Here is a 19,224-nt window from a genome sequence, read left to right on the forward strand (position 1 = left end):
AGGCCGTCACGGAGCCGACCGGTTGTTTTTCGTGCCGTCAGATCGACTCGGAAGTATGTCTCTCGACGACGGCGGATTTCCGTACGTGACGAACCATTCGGTCCGTTTTCGCGATCTCGACGCCGTGGGTCACGTGAACAACGTCGTGTACGCCACCTACTGCGAACAGTGTCGCGTCCAGTATCTCGAAACGGAGTTCGACGAGCAGGCCGTTGATATCAGCGTGGTGGTCGCACACCTCGAATTGGACTACCGGAAACCCATCGACGGGATGGGAACCGTCTCGGTCGCGATGGAACCGACGGGCGTCGGCGATTCGTCGTTTGAACTGCAGTACGAACTCTCCGTCGAGGACGAGGTCGTCGCTACGGGTTCTTCGGTGCAAGTCGTCGTCGACCCCGATACTGGCGAGTCGAGGCCCCTCCCTGACCGGTGGCGCGACGCGCTCGAGGCGGGGTCCTGATTACTCGCCCACGACAGCGTAGACGCGTCCGGTTCCATCGGCTATGAAGAGCGCGCCATAGCCGAGTGCGGGCGGCGCGTTGGCCCACCGACCCAGCGAAAGCCGCCACTGAACGTCACCGGTGGCCGCGTCGAATGCGGAGAGCGTTCCGCTGTGATCCCCCACGAAGACTGTCCCGGTGATGCCCTCAGCACCGCTGGAGGCTTCGAGGCCGATCGCGGGTGACGCGTGTACCGCCCCCGCAGTTGGCGCGCGCCACTCGACGGCCCCGTCGTCACGCGAGAGTGAGATCACCTCGCCCGCCCTTGTCCCGGCGAACACTCGTCCGTCGGTGATGGCGGCACCTCCGTGGACCGTTCCACCGAGAGACTGCATCCACTGGCGCTCGCCGTCCGTACTGAAGCCTCGAACCACTCCGGATTCGTCGGCGACGACGATCCCACCACCGTCGACCGCGGGCCCGGCCTGGACCCCAGCCGCGAGAGACTTCTTCCACAAACTCGCGGCGCTGGCGACCGACCCGTTCCCTGAGGCCTCATCGACGGAGAGCGCGACAAGCCTCCCTGCGAGCGTCACGACAAACACCCGTCCGTCGAGCACGGCGGGCGCGCCGAGGACAGATCCATCGAGTCCGTGACGAAGGCGGAGAGCCCCGGTTCGAGCGTCGACGGCTGCGACCCCCTCGTCGGTCCCGACGTACGCCCAGCCGTCCGCGTAGGTGATCGGTGATCGCGGATCCACGTCGGGGGCCGATTCCCAGCGCGGCTCGGGCTGGGGAAAGTCGATGTGCGGTGTGGGCGTTGCGGTGGGTTCGCCCGGTTCGGGTGTCGCCGTCGGCGTCGGGGTCGGGGGGAGATCTGTCGGTGGCGCTTCTCCGTAATCGATGGTCTGCACACGGCTGAACGACCCTCCTGTTCCCGCGATAAGGACCGTCTCGCGCCGCATTTCGCTCTCGTCTTCCAGAAATGCGGGCGTGAGACTCGTCACATCGACGCCGCCCAGAGAGCCGAGTTCCAGTCCGTCGGTCGCTCTGAGCGCGTAGGTCCCAGCTCTTTGACTCGCGCCAGCGACAGTCTTCGATCCGACCACTGGTCCCGGCATCGTCGGCGGCTGGAACGGGAGTTCCCACCGTTGCTCGCCCGATGCAACGTCCACGGCCACGACCGAGCCGTACTGGTCGCCAGCGAACGCTGTGTCGCCGCTGACGCGGATGTCGAACTGGACCGGCCCGGGAGTCGGTTCGCGCCACTGCACCGCGCCGTCGTCTCGTGCAAACGCAACGACTCCGTCCGACCCGCCGAAGAGTGCCGCCTCGTCGGTGAGGTTCGGGTTCGTTCCGATGGCGACGTTCCGTTCTGTCTGCGTCGCTCGCCACTCGACCGACCCGTCGAGTGCCAGTTTTATCGGGCCCTCATTGAGGAGGACGACGTAGACGCCGTCCGCTGCCACGGTCGGGCCGCGCGTCACCCACTCACCGACGAATTCCTGCCAGCGCTCGTCGCCAGAGGCAGCGTCGAAGGCGTGAACGACTCCTCCGTGCGTTCCCGTGTAGACGACGCCTGTGTGGTACCCCGGCGGTGCCGTGGGATGTCCCTCGAGCGGTTGCTCCCAGCGTTGCTCCCCGGTTTGGACGTCGACTGCGAAGAACGCGCCCGTATCCTCGCCACCCTCAGCGTCTGATTCGCTGTCGTTCCACCGCCGCGCTGCCACGTAGGCAACGCCGTCCACCACCGCTGGCGGGTACGTTCGGCTCGGCCCACCAACTCGCCAGCGCTCCTCGCCGGACGCGAGGTCGATGGCGACGGCCCCACCGGAGTAGGTCCCGACGAACGCGCGGTCCCCACGGATTACCGGCGCGTAGAAGATGCCACCTGAAACGCCGATTCGTCGGCGAACTTCGCCCGTCTCGGCGTCGAGGATCACAAGCCGATCGCGGGTCGGGACGATGACCCGATCCGACGCCGCAGCCGGCGGGAAACACCCCTCTCGTACCGCAGTTCGCCAACGGATGTCGCTGTCGGCTCCGACTGCGGCGGCTCGGCCGTCTTCGGCGACGACGTAGACCCCGCTCTCGGAGTCGGTGCCGGCGTCGGGTTGGGACAACGCTGTCGGCCCGGTCGTCCCGAGAACCCCTACGGCCGCGCCGACGGTCCCGGCAGCGGTCGTCTCCCAGCGGACGCTGGGATCGCTCGTGGGCGCCGGTGCCTCGACCGCCCCGGTGTTTCCTGCATCGGCGCGCATCTGCGGCCACGGTCCTGAGAGCGACGGCGGTGGACCTGCAGCGACGTCTGTATCAGCGGCGGGTGCGGCCGACTGCTCAGACGACCCCTCTCCGGGTGTCGAGGGCGTTCCAGCACGTCCACAGCCCGCGAGCGAGACCCCGACGCCGGTGCTCGCGAGTGCCGCCAGGAATTTTCGTCGTGTCGTCGGACGGGCAGGAACGGTCGATTCGTGGTCGATGGGCGAACTGGTGTCGCCCGCTGAGGATGGAGGGCCGACCATACGGCCATCTACCAGCCGGGGAACAAGTGCTTTCGGCGGATAGCGACAGCGCGACCGGCCGGATTCGGTGGATCCCCCTCGCCGACCTCTCGTGGATCACCCGCTGAGGGGCGAAATTATATGTCGGTCGTCCCAATCGTAGTGTATATGGAACAGACCTGGCCTGGAGCGTTCCTCCACTCTCTGTACCGCCGGTACGTCGGACCGGTGCGAGACAGCCGTGACCTCTATGCAGGGTTCGGAATATTCTTCACAGGGGTTGGGCTCGTCGTCGTCTCGATCGCGGCGTTCCTCTGGAGTACCACGCTGTCGCCCAGTGGGACGTTCAAATTCGTTGTCCGCGAACTCGCGGTGACCACTGGTGCGTGTGGCCTCCCGTTGGTACTCTTCGGAATTACGGTGTTGCTCCCGGTGTCACGCCGGATCGACGCCGCGGCTGCCGCCGGTGTCGCTGCCTGTGTCATCGCTGCCGCCCGGTTCACGCAAATCTACCCCCAGGCGTGGTACACGTACAGCAGCACCGTGGTCGGACTATATGCACTCGGCGCGGTCGTCGTCGTAGCCACCGCTGGGACAGCCCTCTCAGGGTACCGCGTCGAGCGGGCGACGGTCCGCACGGAGAGCGAACTTTCTGGCGAAGCGAAAGCCGAAGAATCGCGAGGCGAGTCGGAAGCGGCTGAGCGGACGACGATCACGGACGAGCAGGTCCGTCGTGACATCGAGGATGCAATGGACGGTGCCGAGATCAACTGGGGCGGTGTCGAGCGCGACAGCGGACGAACGCTGACGCTCACAGATTCGTCGCTCGACACCGACGAAATCGGGCTTGAGAACGCCGCGGCGAAAGAATCCCGCGGCGGAAGCGTCGATGACGCCGTGGAGGGATTGCAGGGGCTCCGAGGCGGGCAGCGGAAGACGGCCACCAGCGAATCCGACACCTCCGACCAGGCGAACGCACTCGCGGAGTTGCGGGCAGAGCAGCGAAAGCGCGAAGAGCAGAAGCGGCAGAAAGAACCCGACAGCGTGATCGACAAACTGCGCGACCGCTTCCTCTGAGAGCAGCCCTGTCGCAGTGCTAGCGGCCCCCGCCCGGTCAGGAATCTATTATGTATAATTTGCTGAATATGACAACTCAAACCACACTGCAATTTTTGTGGTATCCAAATGAGTACTATCTATGGCTAAAGGCCTGGATGTCGGTACAATGAACATCCTGTCATCGAGCCCTGCGGGTGACGGGACGAAGTTCGTACAACAACGGAACTCTTTCGTGGAGATCGAGTATAGCGATATGGCCGAACAGATGCTGTCGCGGAGTGAGGTCTTGCACATTCGGAAGGACGACAAGGTGTACGTCGTCGGCGACGACGCTCTCAACTTCGCGAACATCTTCAACAAGGAGACCCGGCGGCCGATGCAGCGTGGGATTCTCTCAAGCGAGGAGGCGTCGGCGATTCCGATGATCAAACTCATCACCGAACAGGTCGTCGGTGAGCCCGATTCCTCGGGGGAGAATCTGTTCTTCTCCTCGCCGGCTGATCCGATCGACTCGGAACTGTCGACGCTCTACCACCAGAAGACGCTGGAGTCGATGCTAGGCGATATGGGCTACGACCCCCAGCCAATCAACGAGGGGATGGCAGTGATCTACAGCGAACTGGCCGATCACAACTTCACCGGACTCGGCGTCTCGTTCGGCGCGGGAATGACGAACGTCTGTCTGGCGTACTACGCAGTGCCGGTGATGAAATTCTCGATCGCCCGTGGCGGGGACTGGATCGACCAGCAGGCCAGCCAGGCGACAGGGACCCCTGTGGACAAGGTGACCTCGATCAAGGAGGACGACTTCGCGCTCGATTTCCAGACCGACGTGGGCGGCGTCGAGGGCGCGCTGTCGATCTACTACGAGAATCTCCTGGATTACGTCGTCGAGAACCTCTCCTCGGAGGTCGACGAAGAGGATGTCGAGGAGGACCTGGACGTGCCGGTCGTTGTGACCGGCGGTACCTCCAGCCCCGACGGCTTCGAGAAGCTCTTCCAGCAACACCTCGAGGACGTGCAGATTCCCTTCTCAATCAGCGACGTCCAGAGCGTCGAAGACCCGCTCTACAGCGTCGCTCGCGGGTCGCTCGTCGCGGCTCGTTCGGAGGAGGAAACCGACAGCGGCCAGGCCGCAGAGGCCCCCGCACCGGAATCAGAGGACTGAGACACATCGCTCCCGTGCCGACGTAGCCTCGGGTTCGCCGTCGGTTGCGAACCCACCATCACGCGAACTGCTGTACCGAGTCGCGCCGCCGCCTTCTCAGGTCTCGCCGCTGTCGATCGATTCGCCCGTAGACGATGCCTTACCAGACTCTTCCTCCGCTCTACTGGCTGAATCCCCCGCGTTTTCGGCCTCTGCGCTCTCCTCGATAGCGTTTCCATTGGCACCCGCTGGGTCTCGCTCGCTCTCGGCGTCAGAGTCGTCTCCGTCTCGACCCGCTGAATCTCCTTCGCGCTCTGCATTTTCTTCGACCGCTTCAACTGAACCGCTCTTGTCCGCATCCTCCGCTTCTTCGCCCGCTGCCTCTTCCCCGACCGCTTCAACTGAACCGCCTTCGTCCGCATCTTCCTCACCTACACCCTCTGCATCTTCCTCGACCTCTTCAACGGAACCGCCCTCATCATCCGTTTCTTCCCTTTGTTCACCTTCCTCGACCTCAGCATCTGATCCGGCCTCCTCTCTACCCGCTGCACCTTCTTCAACATCGCCCTCGGGCCCCCCGCCCTCCGTCGACGCTGGCTCCGACGGTTCATTCTCGCCCGTCTCCGACGCTGTGGACTCCTGATCACCGGAGAGCGTGTCGCTCTCGGCGTCGCCAGCAGACGACCAACCGACGTCTGACTCCCTAAATCGGTCGACGGCGTCGTCCCAGGATTCCTGCGCCTCTGGATTCGGCTCGAACTCCGAGGTAACACCAGAGAACCGGCAGTTTTCACAGTACGTCGCTTCGCTGTCTCCGCCAGCGATGGCCATTGTCGTCAGCGTGGTACCGCAACGAGGACAGTCCATACCACACCGTTCAGGCCCCTCGTAATTGAATATAGTTGCTACTCCAGCACTGCCTTGGTCTTCCGGTGACGCCCTCGGAACATCGGCTCGAATCCAACGACGGCGAGCGGCGAGATCGACCGGCCGAGTCCACCGCCCGGGAGTTCGTACTCGACCTCGTCGTCGATGACGGTCTCCCCGCCGTCGGCGACGAACCGATGCGTGTGAACCCAGGTGGCGAACGGGCCACCGCGCATCTCGTCGCGAAACATCGCCCGGTCGTCACTTTCCTCGCGTTCGGTGATCACCGACGTCCACTCCTGTCGCGGCGCGACGCCGAAGGGTTGCATCGACATCTGGATCTCCGAGCCTTCGGTCAGGATCTCGGGACTCGGCTCTCCATCGGGTCCGGTCACGGCTTCGATCCGGAGATTCATCCAGTCGGGCGTCAGCGCTTTGAGCCCGGAGATGCGTGAGTGGAAGTCCCAGACGTCGGACAGCGGTGCGTCGACGCGTGTCAATCGCGAGTATGTAGCCATATAGGAGCGAGGAGCCACCGGGGCAAAAGCGCCGCGGCAGGTTCGCCTCGCCATCGGCGACTACAGCGTGAGTCGGGTCACGTTGGTTCCGGCGACCGAGAGGTCCTCGTCGCTTGCGGCGGCGACCGTGATCTGATTCTCGCCGTGCTCGATGTCGAGCGAGGCCTCGAAGGATCCCTCTTCGGGATCGACCACCCGCGTCTCGGTCGGTGTTTTCACGGCCACGACCGCCCCGTCAGTCCGCCCGGAGACGACGATCTCGTCGCCCATAAAGCGGGTACTGACCTGGAGGCGCGGGGCCTCCTGACGGTCGGTTTCGAGGAAGCGTTCGCGGATGACCGACGGCATCTCGATCGGTTCGCCGGCGTCGACGCCGTGGGCGAGACGGACGTACTGTGCCATCGACCACGCCAGCGGCGTGGCCGCGCCGGTTCCCTCACCGAACGCCCAGTTGTACTCGGTGCTGTGCTCTCGGTCCCACACCTGCTCGGAGAGCATCCGCCCGGAGTTCGCAAAGCCCGCCATTGTTTCGAGCATCTTCTGGGGATCGAGCGCCTCTTCGTCGGGATCGTGGAGGAGTTCGTACTCGGCGCGCTCGCCGGTAAAGATCGGCCAGAGTCGACCTTTGCCCTTGGCTTCGATCGACCACGGCGCCCCCTCCTCGTCGACGGCGCGCTCGCCGTAGCCGTCGCCGTTGTAGCGATAGAACGCCGGGCCGTGCGGGGTATCGACGCGGATGGTGTCGTCGACCTCCTGCACCGAGTTCACTATCGTCTCGTCGTCGGCGGGTTTGATCCCCAGTCGAGCGAGTTCCAGGAATCCCGCGTCGATGATCTCGCGCTCGTCGAGGGTCGGACCGTTGTTCGCGAGCGTCCGGAGGTGGCCCGCATCGGGATCACCATCGCGAGTGATTCGCACGAAGTACGGTGTGTTCGTGTGTCGTTTCGTGCCGGTGTCCGTTGCCGTCCACTCCTCGATGCGGTCGGTCCAGTCGTCCGCGAGCGCCTGCCAAATAAGCGCGTCCGCGTCGTGGCCTTCCTTCTGGGCGATGTCGGCGGCGCAGGTGAGACCCGCAATCTCGGCGGCGATCGAAGACGGCGAGTAGCCGGCCTCCTCCTCCCAGCGTTCTTGAGCCGTGGGTGGACCGTTGCGAGCGACGTAGTCCGCCGAGCGTTTCACGTTGATGTACCCGTATCCGGCGTCTTCGAAGTCGACGCCGTGTTGGCGAAGCATCCACGCCATCACGGCCGGGAACGAGATGTTGTCCATCTGCTCGCCGCCCCACCGCGTCCGCCCGTTCAGGTAGGTGTTCTGCGGGATGAACCCGCGGCTGTCCTGCTGGTACTTGTAGATGTACTCGAGCGCCAGCCGACCGGTCTCGACGTCGCCAACCGCCTCGAAGGCGGTGAACACCTGATAGAGGTCGCGCGACCAGACGAAGTTGTAGCCGTATCCCTTCGCCTCTTCGGCGGTGACGGCTTCCCCCCACGGAACCGAGGGTGAGGCGATTCCGGCCCCGAGGAATGTCTTGTCTTCGACGGCGCGCAGGCTCATCAGACAGGCCTTGTACTGGTTCGCGAGCGCCTCGTCACCCCGGACCGATTCGGGCAGGTCCTTGTCGGCGAGGAACGAGACCCAGGCGTCGACGTACCCGGCACGAACCGAGCCGTACTTGCGACTGAGAGCACCGGCAGCCTCGCCGAGCGCGGCGGCCGTGTCGGCGTCCTCAGCGAACCCGAGCGCCAGTCGGTTTTCGACGGTTTCGCCCGTCCCGACCCGGCCGACCAGCACGACGTTCTCGTCGTCGACGCTGCTTTCGGGAGTCGGTGCGGTTCCGTCGGAGAACAGTTCTGCGAGGTACTCCGAGCCGGCAACGCCGACAGTGGCCCAATCGAAGCGGTTCGCTGCGGCCATCGCCGCAGCGACGCTGTACTCGTCGCCGTCCTCGTCGATGAGGAGCGGTTCAGTGTCGCCCTCTTGATCGTATGCGCTCGCGTCCCGCGCGACGAGGTGATAGCCGTCTGCTCCGCCCAGACGGAGGCCCCGGTCTGTCGTTCCGGTGTTCACGAGCGCCGCGTCCGCGACGGCGTACAGTTCGTACTCGTTGTCGTCGTCGGCCTCGAAGTCGACGTCGACGAGGACGGCGTCGTGTTTCGGATCGGGCACGTACTCGGCCTTGAGCGTCCACTGGTGACCCCGACCGTCGCCAGTTTCGGATATCACGTGCCGATAGAGGAGCGCATCGTCGTCTGCGACTTCGACGCGCCGTTCGATGGTGTCGGCGTCGTCGTCCCGCCGCGTCTCGTTGTGGGTCCGTGCCGTGTAGTTCTCGTCTTCCTGCACCACGAGGAAGTCCAGCGTCCGGAGGTTCATCAGATCGACACGGGGGAACCTGATCTCCGTCAGCGACCCCTCGGTGAGCGTGAACCAGACCCGGGACGGGTCACTGTCGGTGTGGTCCGGGACCGTCGCAACCCCGTACTTTTCACCAGTCGTCCAGCGCGGGCGTCCCGAGGGCCCCGAAGGTGCTGGCTTCGGCGCGGGAAGCGCGTCCTGTTTGCCGAGGACGCCCGTCGCGCGGAGTCGCAGCGCGTGCGACCAACCGAGCGGCACGGCGCTATCGGCCGCTCCGTCGTCGAACACTTGTTCGGCTAGGTAGCCCGCGTCGCTGGCGAACGGCCCCTCAGCCTCGATGAGTTCGTAGAGTTCGGTAGCCTGCTCTCTGAACGACTCCGCGGCCGCCTCCTCACCGTAGGATTCGAGTAGTTCGGCGAAGTCGGCCGCGGCGTTCGCGCCCCACGCAGTGGACACGGACCACACCTTCTCGTCGTCCTGTTCGACAGTCCGCCAGTAGTCGCCCTCGAACCGGATCAGTCCCTTCACGTCGCCATCGTCGGACTCCCGGTAAAGGTCGGTGAACGCCCGGTCCAGATGCATCCGGAGTCGTTCGAGTTTCGACGCCGGAATCTCCTCCACCTGATCGAGGTCGTCGTAGGCGGCGAACGCTTCGACGAGCGCGAAGGAGCCAGCGTCCAAGCGAGCGTCGCGGTCGTCGCCGTCGCGGAGGCGAAGCGCGTACACCTCGTAGTGGTCGTCCCACAACGTTTCGAGGCCTTCGAAGACGGCGGCTGCCTGCGATCCGGCGCGTTCTTGAATGTCCTCGTCGACTGGGGCTGCCGCCACGGTCGCATACGCGTGGAGGTACGTCGCTGCCGTGTGAACGAAGCGCCCAGTCATATTCTCCCACGCGTTCTGACACGTCTCCGGGAGGCCGTCATCCTCGAGCGAGTCGTCGAGCGCGTCGACGCCATCGAGAATCGCATTCCGAATCCGCGCTTCGAGTTCAGCCGAGAGGTCCGCCGAGCGCTCGGTCAGGAGCGTCGTGAGATACGAGACGACGCTTGCCGTCTGGTCAGCCTGATACTCGGGCACCGCAGACTGTTCGACGCGCGCGTTCGCCCACCCCGGCGCGAGCGAGCCGTCGATGGCCCACGCCCGGTGCGGCCACGAACCGTCATCGAGTTGGGTCTCACAGAAGAACTCCGCGATGGCAGTGAGTCGTTGTTCGGCGTCGAGGCCGAGGAGGTCGTCCGCGGTCGCGAGACATCGACCCACTTCGGCCTGATCGCGGAACCACGTGTAGCCGTAGCCGCCGGTGTGCGTGTAAAATGGGTCGAATTCGGGACCGGCGATCTGCGCTCCCGACGGGGCAGTCAGGAGCGACAGGGCGCGGAGATCCGAGCGCACGGCACTGGGTCGCGGGACGTCCTCGGGGACCGTCACCTCTGCGCGCTGGCGGGCGGCCTCGCGGATGTCTTCGGCCGTCGCGTGTTCGAGTGCGCAGTTGCAGAGATCACGCATCGCGCTCTCACGATCCACTTCCTTGTGGTCGGACAACTGCGTGACGAGGGTGGTCTGCACCCCGCGATCCTCGGGTTCGAGCGGCGCAGAGACGACGATGTCGCCGCTGAGGTGGGTGTCCTCGTAGCGTTCGAGGACGGCGTCCCTGGGGAAATCGAAGGCGTCCTCTGAGAGCATCTCCTCGAACCGCTCGGGAATCTGTCCGCGGACGTCGTCGATACCGGTCGACGCCGTGACGTAGTCGTGTTCGCGGCGGTGGAACACCTCGACTGCCTGCGTGTCGTTCGGGCCGCCGGTTTCGTGTATCAACCGGCTAACCTTCGTCTCGCGGCCCTCCGGTGCCAGCGTGAGGAACGCCGTCAGGTGCGCGTCCGTGGGAATGGCCCCGCGGAGTTCCACGTGTGTGACGTGCGCGCGCCCGAGGGTCAGGTCGTACTGGTGCACCGTATACGACCCCGCGTTGTACTCGGTTTCGACGAGGCTCGTCTCACGGTAGTAGTGCTGCCGCACCCGTTCGAGTTGGTCGAACCAGCGCATTTCCCCTTCCGCCTCGATCGCAAACCGCGACCGGTCGATACCATAGAGCCCTGAAAGCGCAGACGAGTAGTCACGAAGAGCACCGTCGTCGCCGACGTAAACTAGCCGATCGCCGTGCCCGGAGAACGCCCCCCCGCTCGTGGGTAACTCCCCCGGAAAGCGCCTGTCGCGGTCGCGCTTATACTCGTTCAGCACGGTCCGAAGTCTCATATACACGCTCCTGTGTGCCCGCGACATAAGTATTGACGTAGTCTGTGGTACGCATCTTGTCTCAGCCGAAATCTACACCAACAATAACTGTAAACGCCGATAAGGGCAAAGACAAAGTTCCGACGTCACGATTGCCCCCGTATGGAACATCCAGGTCCACCCCGATTCGTTGCTGTGGGAGACGCGGTCGAAATCGCACCGCGCGATCCCGACCCGGAGGCGACGTACACGTGGCGTCTCCGTGCCGCACCAGTAGATAGTACGGTCGAACTCCCAGACGACGAACCAGTCGTCGAATTCGTCCCGGACGTCGCCGGGACGTACGAACTCGAGCTGAATGCGCCCGACCGACGACACCGCCTCACGATCCGCGCATTCCCCGGGGATCTCGCACCCGCGGGACGGGCCCTCGGCGCGAGCGGCGCAAGCGGGGTGAGTGGCCTCCAGAGCGGGTCTGCCCGACCGATCAGTCAGAGCGGCGGCGTCTCAGGTTCGGGGTCCGGCACGCACTCCGAAAGCGGAGGCGGCGGGCGACCACGCCTGCAACTCCACGGCGACATCGAGGGCGGCGAGCTTGTCGTTCGCGCCGACCCCCAAACGCACCCCGACAGCGACGCCGACCGCGACGACGTCGTGGTCGAGTTCCTCGTGGACGACCGCGACGAGGTCGCCCGTGACGAGGTCGCTATCGAAGGGTGGGAACTCCGGATCCCGACGAGTGTCGTCGGCAGCCGCGTCCGCGTGCACGCCGTGGCGATAGAGGAGTCCTACAGCGTTCCCGACACCATCGAATTTGCCCGGGAGACGGTCCCCGACGGGGGCGACACGAGAGCGCGGATGGTGACGGCCTCCGATGCGGCCGACGATTTCCGGGAACCCGATGGATCGAGCGGAGAGGAAGCCACCGATGGCGGACACGCCACCGGTGACTCCGAGAACCCCGCGGCCGACGTTCCCGAGGGAGACGTCACCGGGGCCGATGCCTTCGAGATCGTCCGCACGAACGACCCACCGGCGTGGGCGACGGACGTCACGCTCTATGAGATCTACGTGCGCGGGTTCGCGGGCCCGCCGGAGGAACAGGAGGCCGACACCGTCTTCGAGGCTATCGAAGAACGACTCGACTACCTCGCGGACCTGGGCGTCGATTGCCTGTGGCTCACGCCCGTCCTGCAGAACGACCACGCGCCGCACGGCTACAACATCACTGACTTCTTTTCGATCGCCGAGGACCTCGGGGATCGCGAGGACTACGAACAGTTCGTCGAGGCGGCACACGAACACGGAATGAAGGTCCTTTTCGATCTCGTGATGAACCACTCCGCTCGGGACCACCCGTTCTACCAGGACGCCTATAGGAACCCCGATTCGCCCTACTACGACTGGTACGACTGGAAGGACGACGGCGAACCGGAGACGTACTTCGAGTGGGAGTACATCGCCAACTGGAACTTCTCTACCCTCGAGGTCCGCCGGCATCTCCTCGACGCCGTCGACACGTGGTTCGAGATCGCCGACGGGTTCCGCTGTGATATGGCGTGGGCCGTCCCCGACTCGTTCTGGCGGGAACTCCGCGATCGGGTGAAATCCCGCGACCGGGACTTCCTCCTCCTGGACGAGACTATCCCGTACATCGCGGATTTCCACGACGGGATGTTCGATATGCACTTCGACACGACGCTGTACTTCACTCTCCGGCAGGTGGGGCGCGGTGACGAGCCCGCTTCGGCCATCCTGGACGCGATCGACCAGCGCGCGGAAGTCGGGTTCCCGCCGCACGCGGCGTTTATGCTCTACATCGAGAATCACGACGAGACCCGGTACGTCGTCGAGTGCGGGAGCGAAGCCGCGATGGCGGCCGCAGGCGCGCTTGTCACGCTCCCCGGCGTCCCGATGCTCTACGGCGGACAAGAACTGGGCCAGCGCGGCCGCCGAGACGCGCTCGCGTGGGACCACGCTCGCGAGGAATTCCACGAGCACTACGATCGCCTGCTCGACGTCCGCGAGGAGATTCCAGCGCTGGGATACGATGGTGAGCTCCAGCGGATCGACCACGGAACCGACTCCGAGCAGACGGTGGCGTTCGAACGCACGCTGGACGACGAGGGCTACGTCTGCGTCCTGAACTTCGGCGAGTCGACGGCGACCGTAACGCTCGACTCCCTGACCGTGGATCCGACGGACGTCGTTTCAGGCGAGTCGCTCGCGAGCAGCGAAGGCCTGGAAGTCGAACACGTGGCCGTGTTCCCTGTGGTGTGAGGCCACCCGTCCACAAGTCGAATGACGGACGCAGACGCGCCTCGTCGCCTCGATGACCGGACCGCCGACTTGCTCGCGTGGCACCGCGAACTTGAGGCGAACGATGCCACCGATCCGAACGAAACAGCGAGAGCGCTCGCGGAACGACTGGGAGCGCACGTCGTCGACGACGCCGAGGCGGTGTTCGGCTTCTGGACGCCGGATCTCGTTGACGACGGCGTTCCGGAATCGGCGGTGTTTCTCGAAATCCTGACTCCGCCTTCGGACGCCGATCCGGCCCTGACCGACGCCCGCGACGTTCGGTTCGACCGGACGCTCGTTCCTCCGTCACGACACGGCACGTATCACTGGGTTGCAGTGGATGGTGTCCGCCCGGGAACGCGCGAGACCCTCGGATCGCTCTATCAACTCGTCTACGAGACGGGTGATGGCCGCGAAACGGTCGTAGACCCGCTGTGCGCCTCGCTCCCGTTCGGGGCATTCGCGCCCGCAGAGTTGTACAGCCTCGACCGTCTCGATGCAACTCGTGCGGATCGCCCCTACTTCGAGCATCTCGACGCTGCGAACGCCGACGCCAGCGCGACTACGAAGACCAACACTGACGGCAACGCGACTACGGGGACTCACACTGTCGACCGGAGCACGACCACGGACGTCCCGCGGATCGCGCCGCCCACGAACGTTCTCGAAATCCACGTGGGGACGGCCACACAGCGAGGGACGCTGGCCGGGCTCGCGGACGTCTTCGAGACGGTTTCCGAAAAGCGGGCCGCGGGCGAACCGCTGGCGGCGTGGGAGCGGAACTTCGCCGGCTACGACGCCGTCGAACTGCTTCCGGTTGAACCGCTCACCGAGAGTCGCACCACTCACGATTTCTGGACCGAGCGCACAGTCGAGGACGACGAGTTAGTGGCGCGCGTGTGCCGACCCGAGATCCAGAACTGGGGCTACGATCCCGTCGTCGCGGGCGCGTCCGCACCGAACCCCGCACTCCTCGAGACTGGTCGCCCGGACGAACTCGTGGATTTCATCGCGACGTGCCACGCGGATCCGCGGCCGATGGCCGTCGTCTTCGACGTGGTGTTCGGCCACGCCGACACCCGCGCCGTCGAACTGCTTTCGGACCGCTTTCTCGCCGGTCCCGGGCCGTTCGGGAAGCGGCTGAACTACGCTGACCCGACGGTCCGCGCGATCCTCCTGGAGATGCTCCGACGGAAGGTCTCGTTTGGAGCGGACGGGATTCGCATCGACGCGTCTCACGACGTCCGCCGCCCCGACCGAGGGGTCGCGGCTGGCGGGGTACCCCCCATCGACGACGATTTTCTCGCGTCGATGCACGACATCGTGGCCGAGACGGCTGGCGTCGCCTACCGTCCGTGGACGGTGTACGAGGACGCCCGTCCCTGCCCCCAACCCGACTGGCCGCTGACGGCGACCTACCGCGGCGTAACCGAACAGCATCCCGAGGTCTTCCAGTGGTCGCCGCTCACGTTCGGCGACAACACCCCCGCGCTCCTGACCTACTGGGCGCGAAACTGGTGGCGCATCCGGGAGGTCGCCGACCACGGCGCATCCTGGGTCACCGGCATCGCTAATCACGACACGGTTCGCCGCGGGACACAGTTGGCCCCACACGGCCAGGCGGGTCGGGTGCCGGTGAATCCGCACCTCGGCGACGACCCGCGCGAGCGACACGCGACTGCCTACGACACCGACGCGGGGTCAGTGCTCTTTCACGCGTTCCTCCCGGGGGTGCCGCTGGATTTCGCCCACGCGACCATGCGCGCTCCGTGGGGATTTTTCCGCGACACCGACGGCGACGGAAGTGCTTCGGTCCTTGCCGACGAAGCGAGGTTCGCCCACTGGGCGATTCGGTCGGCCGACTTCAACGACGCCCAGTTCTTCCAACGGACGAAGTCCTTCGGAATCGACTCGCTGTCCGAAGCGACGACGGCCGTCGAAACGCTTTCATCGGTTATCGAGGCTACAGATGGTGATCTCGACGCGGCGGCCACAGCGGTGGCTTCAATGGAGACGCCGCTCGGGGCGACACTCTCGTCGGGGGATCTCGACGCCTTTGCCGACGCATGGTTGCGGGACGTTCGCGACTTCGCAACCCTCGAACATTGGCACGGGCGGCAGCAGGGCGCGCGTACCGCGTTTCGACTCCAGACTAGAGAGTTCCGGCGAGCGCGCCCCTGGCTCGCGGCCGACCTTCGCGAGGAGGATTCTCTCACGTACCGCCACCCGGTTGACGGGAGCGTCCGCTACTACGGATACCGGCGTGCTCCCGAAACGGTCGAGGCTACCGAAGAACTCCTCTTTGCCGGGAATATGGAGGGACCGCCTGTCGGCGTCGCCCCCACGGATGTCGCAAGCGAGATCGCGGCCGACGGATCGGAACCGGTCCCGACGAGCGGGTGGGAGGCGATCCTCGTTCCACCGACCGTTGACCTCGATGCCGGTTCAGACGCAGTCGACGATGCAGACAGGGCCGACAGATCCGCTTCGACCGGCAGAACCGACGCGGTATCGCTGAACAACGGTGAGGCGATTCTCTGGAAGCGAGTCCAGTGATCGGCCCCACCGAATCTCGAATGAAACCCACAGATACGAGTTGCTCCCGCTCCTTTGGTGTGTAATGACTGAATCGTACGTCTGTCCGACGTGTGAACGTGTCGAGGAGCGCTCCTACCGGGTCCGGTTCATTATTCTGACTTGCCCGGACTGCGGCGAGAACGGCCGGTTCATTCACACGTCGTTCGTCGATCGACTCGAAGAGATCCCGGAGTCGGAACATCCGGAGGGGTGGGCTGACATGACGCTCGACGAGCGACTCCTGTACGCGGTCCGCGAAGGACTCTTACAGATCGATATTACGGGGCCGATGTGAACTGTCGGGACACTCGTCGGGCTACTCCGTCTCGTCGCCGCGCGTGAAGAGATCCTCGACCGTACAATCGAAGTACTCCGCCAGGTCGAAGGCGAGTTCCAGACTCGGATCGTAGCGACCGCGCTCGATCGCGTTGATCGTCTGTCTCGAGACGTCGACCGCGTCGGCGAGTTCACTTTGCGTCACGTCGGCCTTCGCGCGCTGTACTTTGAGATCGTTCCTCATCGTCTCACATCTGTCGTTTCAGCCACGCCACGGTTCCGAAGTAGACGGCCAGGCTCCCGAAGAGGACGCCCGTAAGCATCGCCACCGACACCGACCGATCGAGATTCGTCACGACGAAAATGAGCGTGCCGAGCAGGGCGCTGAAGGCGAGCGCGGTGTTGTACCCCGCTCGATAGTGAATCTCGGCGACGCGCTCGTCGCGGTAGCGTCGACAGATCACGTCGTCCCAGGTTGCACCGGCCCAGACGACGACGCCGCCGACGACCGAGAGCGCCAACAGCGCATCACTCGAGAGTGATTGACCGATCGCTTCAGGGAGGACTGCGACCAGTACGATTCCGACGCCGAGGAGGGCCCAAGCGCCGAATCGTTCGCGGGTGAGGTGGACCATCGCGTGTAAAGTATACTTTCCATAACGTCATAAATGTTTTCCAGTCGATTGCGACGCGCGCTGCTCCACTTCAGCGCTCTCGTGGTCGAACGACTGTTCGGAATGTACTTGCTACGGGGTGGGCGTCGCTGCGACCGAGTCGTTCCCTGCGGCGCGGGCGCTCGTCTCCACAGAGACTCCGCTCACGTACTCACCGTCGGGGCCGACCCACGTCCCCGCTCGACCGCACTCGGTCGTGAGTCGACAGACGCGCGTCTCGGGCGGCCAGACGACCCGAACCGAATCGCCGCGAGCGTCGAGGGTTACCTCCTGGCGATAGGTGACGCTCGACCCGCCGACACCGACGAACGTCATCACGAGGTCGGCCTCTGCGCGGTCGTCTGTGAGCGGGACATTGCGGAATCGAGACCCGCTCTCATACGGAAGGTTCGTCACTCGGGCGGTCTCGGGACCGATGGTCCAAGCCACGCTGACGCTGCCGTTCTCGACGACACCCGAGGGCACGGAATACCGCGCGTAGCCTTCCGGCGTCTCGATCCGGACGCTCGCGCTGGTTGCATCGCTGGGGACGCCGACGGTGGTATTGGCGCGAACTGAACGTGCCTCGATTACGCGGAGCGGTTTGATTTCGGGATTCACGGGCGTTTCTGCCCCGGTCCACGTCCCGCGATAGGTGAAGCGATACGGCGTCCGATCCGTCGCGTTCACCACTCTGAGGTCGCGCTCGGGCCCCCCGTCGGTCGCGTATATCACGTCGCCGTCGTACCCTGGGTCGTATCTGAGGTACTGAAACGGATGCGCCTGCCAGTCGCCGTATGGATCGGGTGTGAACACAAGTGCGTCGTCGAACGTTCGGTCCTCGAACGGTTCGTAGGTCGTTGCAAGGTTCTCCGTTCGTCGCTGGTTGGCCTCGAGTGGATCCTCGAGAACGGCGAGTTCCGCGGAGGCGACGGCCGGTGCAGTCGCGAGGAGACCGACGAGGACGAGCACTCGGGCGCTGCGGGGGGTCATCCACCCGCCGACGGTTCGGACGGCGCGGCGAGCGATTGCGACGATCCCCGCTGCCGCAAACACAGCCACGGGAACGAGCGCGTCGAAGTGGTAGAACGGACCGAGCAGATCGATGAGGCCATTTCGGAGGCCGTTGTGGGTGCCCCAGAAGTACGCCTCACCGATGAACACTGCCGGGACGACCGCAGCGAGGAGCGCGGCGACCTCCCCGTCTCGGAGCCCATTTGTGGGGTCGAAGCGGCCGATGACGGTGTCCAGATCCCGCGCTCGCCACGCTGTCGTCGCCGCTCCGATCGCGGCGAGTCCAGTACCAATTGAGCCCGCTGTAACCCACTCGGTGAAGAAGTACTCCGTGATCGTCACCGTCGTCTCCAGTGCGAGCGCGGGCGTGTAGTTCCGTTCGTAGTTGAGGATCTCGTGGACGCCAAATCCGATCCCGTCCCGCGGCGCGAACGCGGCGTATGGAAAGATGAGCGGGTCACCGGTCACGACGGCATTGTAAGCGAGCGCGACCCCGACGAGGGCTGCGCCGGGCAGAGCGATTGCCACCGCGCGAGTGGCCACGGCCCGAAAAGACTGCGTCAGTCCCTCGCGTCGCCAGACGACGCCGAGCGAGAGCAGCGTGTGACCGATGAACGGGGACGCGAACAACACCGCCGTATACGGCCGACAGAAGAACGCCAAGCCGGTCGCGATCCCTGCGGCCACTGCCCACCAACGGCTCCCGGTACGCACTGCTTTGACGTATGCCACCGCGAAGGCGACGTTGAGCATCGTCGCTGGCGCATAAGACAGAAAGGTCGCGGAAGTGAAGAGAAACAACGGTGCGCCGGCCAGCGCCGGAATCGCGAGGAGGCCGACCCGACGGTCGAACGCGGCGGCCGCGAGCCAGTAGACGCCGGCGGCGGTGCCGGCGGCGACGAGTCCGAGCGCGATGTTCCAGTCACCCAATAGCTGCCCGACAGCGAAGATTGCCGGCGCGACTGGGGAGTACTTCCCGTACATCCGCACGCCGCCGTCAGTGGTGTCGACGACGAAAAACCACGGACGCACAGCCTCGAACGGGATGTCTCCCGGCCGGAGGAACAGTTTGCTCTCGAGCAGCATCGCCGCCTGATAGAGGTAGACCCCTTCGTCGTCGTTCACCGAGTGGTACGGAAAGAGATCGATCGCCAGGACGTAAATCAAGAGACCGACGCCAAGGACGAGTCCGGCCGCAACCACCCGTTCCGGATGCTCGCGAACGCCCGAACGGACGCCACCAGGCAGCCGGCCGATGGCGTCACGCACGCTGCCAGTGAC

General features: G+C 65.1%; 13 protein-coding genes. 6 read left to right on the forward strand and 7 right to left on the reverse strand.

Annotated features, from left to right (window positions below; translation table 11 throughout):
* Window positions 1-55: 55 nt before the first annotated feature.
* Window positions 56-463, forward strand: coding sequence for an acyl-CoA thioesterase (locus tag ABEI27_RS05785; protein ID WP_375798459.1), 408 nt, complete (start codon window positions 56-58; stop codon window positions 461-463).
* Here the strand turns inward: ABEI27_RS05785 and ABEI27_RS05790 are convergent, their stop codons facing one another.
* Window positions 464-2,965 carry a PQQ-binding-like beta-propeller repeat protein gene (locus ABEI27_RS05790; protein WP_375798460.1) on the reverse strand — a complete coding sequence of 834 codons (2,502 nt, stop codon included), beginning with the start codon at window positions 2,963-2,965 and terminating at the stop codon, window positions 464-466.
* 147 nt (window positions 2,966-3,112) lie between these two features.
* Between ABEI27_RS05790 and ABEI27_RS05795 the strand changes: the two genes are divergently transcribed.
* Together ABEI27_RS05795 and ABEI27_RS05800 are read left to right on the forward strand one after the other, a co-directional pair.
* On the forward strand, window positions 3,113-4,021 hold the full coding sequence (locus ABEI27_RS05795; RefSeq protein ID WP_375798461.1) for a hypothetical protein: 909 nt from the start codon (window positions 3,113-3,115) through the stop codon (window positions 4,019-4,021).
* Window positions 4,022-4,142: 121 nt separating this feature from the next.
* On the forward strand, window positions 4,143-5,171 hold the full coding sequence (locus ABEI27_RS05800) for a hypothetical protein (protein WP_375798462.1): 1,029 nt from the start codon (window positions 4,143-4,145) through the stop codon (window positions 5,169-5,171).
* Between the two features lie 96 nt (window positions 5,172-5,267).
* Here ABEI27_RS05800 and ABEI27_RS05805 read toward each other — a convergent pair whose 3' ends face one another.
* Genes ABEI27_RS05805 through ABEI27_RS05815 form a run of 3 tightly spaced genes read right to left on the reverse strand, consistent with a single transcriptional unit; the run spans window position 5,268 to window position 11,143 of the window.
* Window positions 5,268-6,017, reverse strand: coding sequence for a hypothetical protein (locus ABEI27_RS05805; protein ID WP_375798463.1), 750 nt, complete (start codon window positions 6,015-6,017; stop codon window positions 5,268-5,270).
* A gap of 38 nt (window positions 6,018-6,055) precedes the next feature.
* On the reverse strand, window positions 6,056-6,535 hold the full coding sequence (locus ABEI27_RS05810; protein WP_375798464.1) for an SRPBCC family protein: 480 nt from the start codon (window positions 6,533-6,535) through the stop codon (window positions 6,056-6,058).
* 60 nt (window positions 6,536-6,595) lie between these two features.
* The gene (locus tag ABEI27_RS05815; protein ID WP_375798465.1) at window positions 6,596-11,143 is read right to left on the reverse strand and encodes a glycoside hydrolase family 15 protein; all 4,548 of its coding nucleotides are present in this window, start codon (window positions 11,141-11,143) and stop codon (window positions 6,596-6,598) included.
* Window positions 11,144-11,284: 141 nt separating this feature from the next.
* Between ABEI27_RS05815 and malA the strand changes: the two genes are divergently transcribed.
* From malA to ABEI27_RS05830, 3 genes are all read left to right on the forward strand, one after another.
* Window positions 11,285-13,402, forward strand: a complete 2,118-nt coding sequence (malA, locus tag ABEI27_RS05820; protein ID WP_375798466.1) for an alpha-amylase MalA — start codon at window positions 11,285-11,287, stop codon at window positions 13,400-13,402.
* A gap of 21 nt (window positions 13,403-13,423) precedes the next feature.
* Window positions 13,424-15,979 carry a glucosylglycerol hydrolase gene (gene gghA / locus ABEI27_RS05825; protein WP_375798467.1) on the forward strand — a complete coding sequence of 852 codons (2,556 nt, stop codon included), beginning with the start codon at window positions 13,424-13,426 and terminating at the stop codon, window positions 15,977-15,979.
* Window positions 15,980-16,043: 64 nt separating this feature from the next.
* Entirely contained in the window at window positions 16,044-16,295 is a 252-nt protein-coding gene (locus ABEI27_RS05830; protein ID WP_375798468.1) for a hypothetical protein, read from the forward strand.
* 21 nt (window positions 16,296-16,316) lie between these two features.
* Here the strand turns inward: ABEI27_RS05830 and ABEI27_RS05835 are convergent, their stop codons facing one another.
* The 3 genes from ABEI27_RS05835 to ABEI27_RS05845 all read right to left on the reverse strand — a co-directional run bounded on the left by ABEI27_RS05835 (window position 16,317) and on the right by ABEI27_RS05845 (window position 19,212).
* Window positions 16,317-16,520 (reverse strand): helix-turn-helix transcriptional regulator, encoded by a 204-nt coding sequence (locus ABEI27_RS05835; protein ID WP_375798469.1) that lies wholly within the window; start codon window positions 16,518-16,520, stop codon window positions 16,317-16,319.
* A gap of 4 nt (window positions 16,521-16,524) precedes the next feature.
* Complete coding sequence (locus ABEI27_RS05840; protein ID WP_375798470.1) at window positions 16,525-16,911, reverse strand: hypothetical protein; 387 nt, start codon at window positions 16,909-16,911, stop codon at window positions 16,525-16,527.
* 111 nt (window positions 16,912-17,022) lie between these two features.
* Window positions 17,023-19,212 (reverse strand): ArnT family glycosyltransferase, encoded by a 2,190-nt coding sequence (locus tag ABEI27_RS05845; protein ID WP_375798471.1) that lies wholly within the window; start codon window positions 19,210-19,212, stop codon window positions 17,023-17,025.
* Window positions 19,213-19,224: the final 12 nt, after the last annotated feature.

The organism is Halobellus sp. (assembly GCF_042218505.1).
Taxonomy (GTDB): domain Archaea; phylum Halobacteriota; class Halobacteria; order Halobacteriales; family Haloferacaceae; genus Haloquadratum.

Excerpts from the sequence above, each read along its gene's own strand:
- ABEI27_RS05785 (WP_375798459.1), top strand. The coding sequence starts at position 56 with ATGTCTCTCGACGACGGCGGATTTCCGTACGTGACGAACCATTCGGTC.
- ABEI27_RS05790 (WP_375798460.1), bottom strand. The coding sequence starts at position 2,965 with ATGGTCGGCCCTCCATCCTCAGCGGGCGACACCAGTTCGCCCATCGAC.
- ABEI27_RS05795 (WP_375798461.1), top strand. The coding sequence starts at position 3,113 with ATGGAACAGACCTGGCCTGGAGCGTTCCTCCACTCTCTGTACCGCCGG.
- ABEI27_RS05800 (WP_375798462.1), top strand. The coding sequence starts at position 4,143 with ATGGCTAAAGGCCTGGATGTCGGTACAATGAACATCCTGTCATCGAGC.
- ABEI27_RS05805 (WP_375798463.1), bottom strand. The coding sequence starts at position 6,017 with ATGGACTGTCCTCGTTGCGGTACCACGCTGACGACAATGGCCATCGCT.
- ABEI27_RS05810 (WP_375798464.1), bottom strand. The coding sequence starts at position 6,535 with ATGGCTACATACTCGCGATTGACACGCGTCGACGCACCGCTGTCCGAC.
- ABEI27_RS05815 (WP_375798465.1), bottom strand. The coding sequence starts at position 11,143 with ATGAGACTTCGGACCGTGCTGAACGAGTATAAGCGCGACCGCGACAGG.
- malA (WP_375798466.1), top strand. The coding sequence starts at position 11,285 with ATGGAACATCCAGGTCCACCCCGATTCGTTGCTGTGGGAGACGCGGTC.
- gghA (WP_375798467.1), top strand. The coding sequence starts at position 13,424 with ATGACGGACGCAGACGCGCCTCGTCGCCTCGATGACCGGACCGCCGAC.
- ABEI27_RS05830 (WP_375798468.1), top strand. The coding sequence starts at position 16,044 with ATGACTGAATCGTACGTCTGTCCGACGTGTGAACGTGTCGAGGAGCGC.
- ABEI27_RS05835 (WP_375798469.1), bottom strand. The coding sequence starts at position 16,520 with ATGAGGAACGATCTCAAAGTACAGCGCGCGAAGGCCGACGTGACGCAA.
- ABEI27_RS05840 (WP_375798470.1), bottom strand. The coding sequence starts at position 16,911 with ATGGTCCACCTCACCCGCGAACGATTCGGCGCTTGGGCCCTCCTCGGC.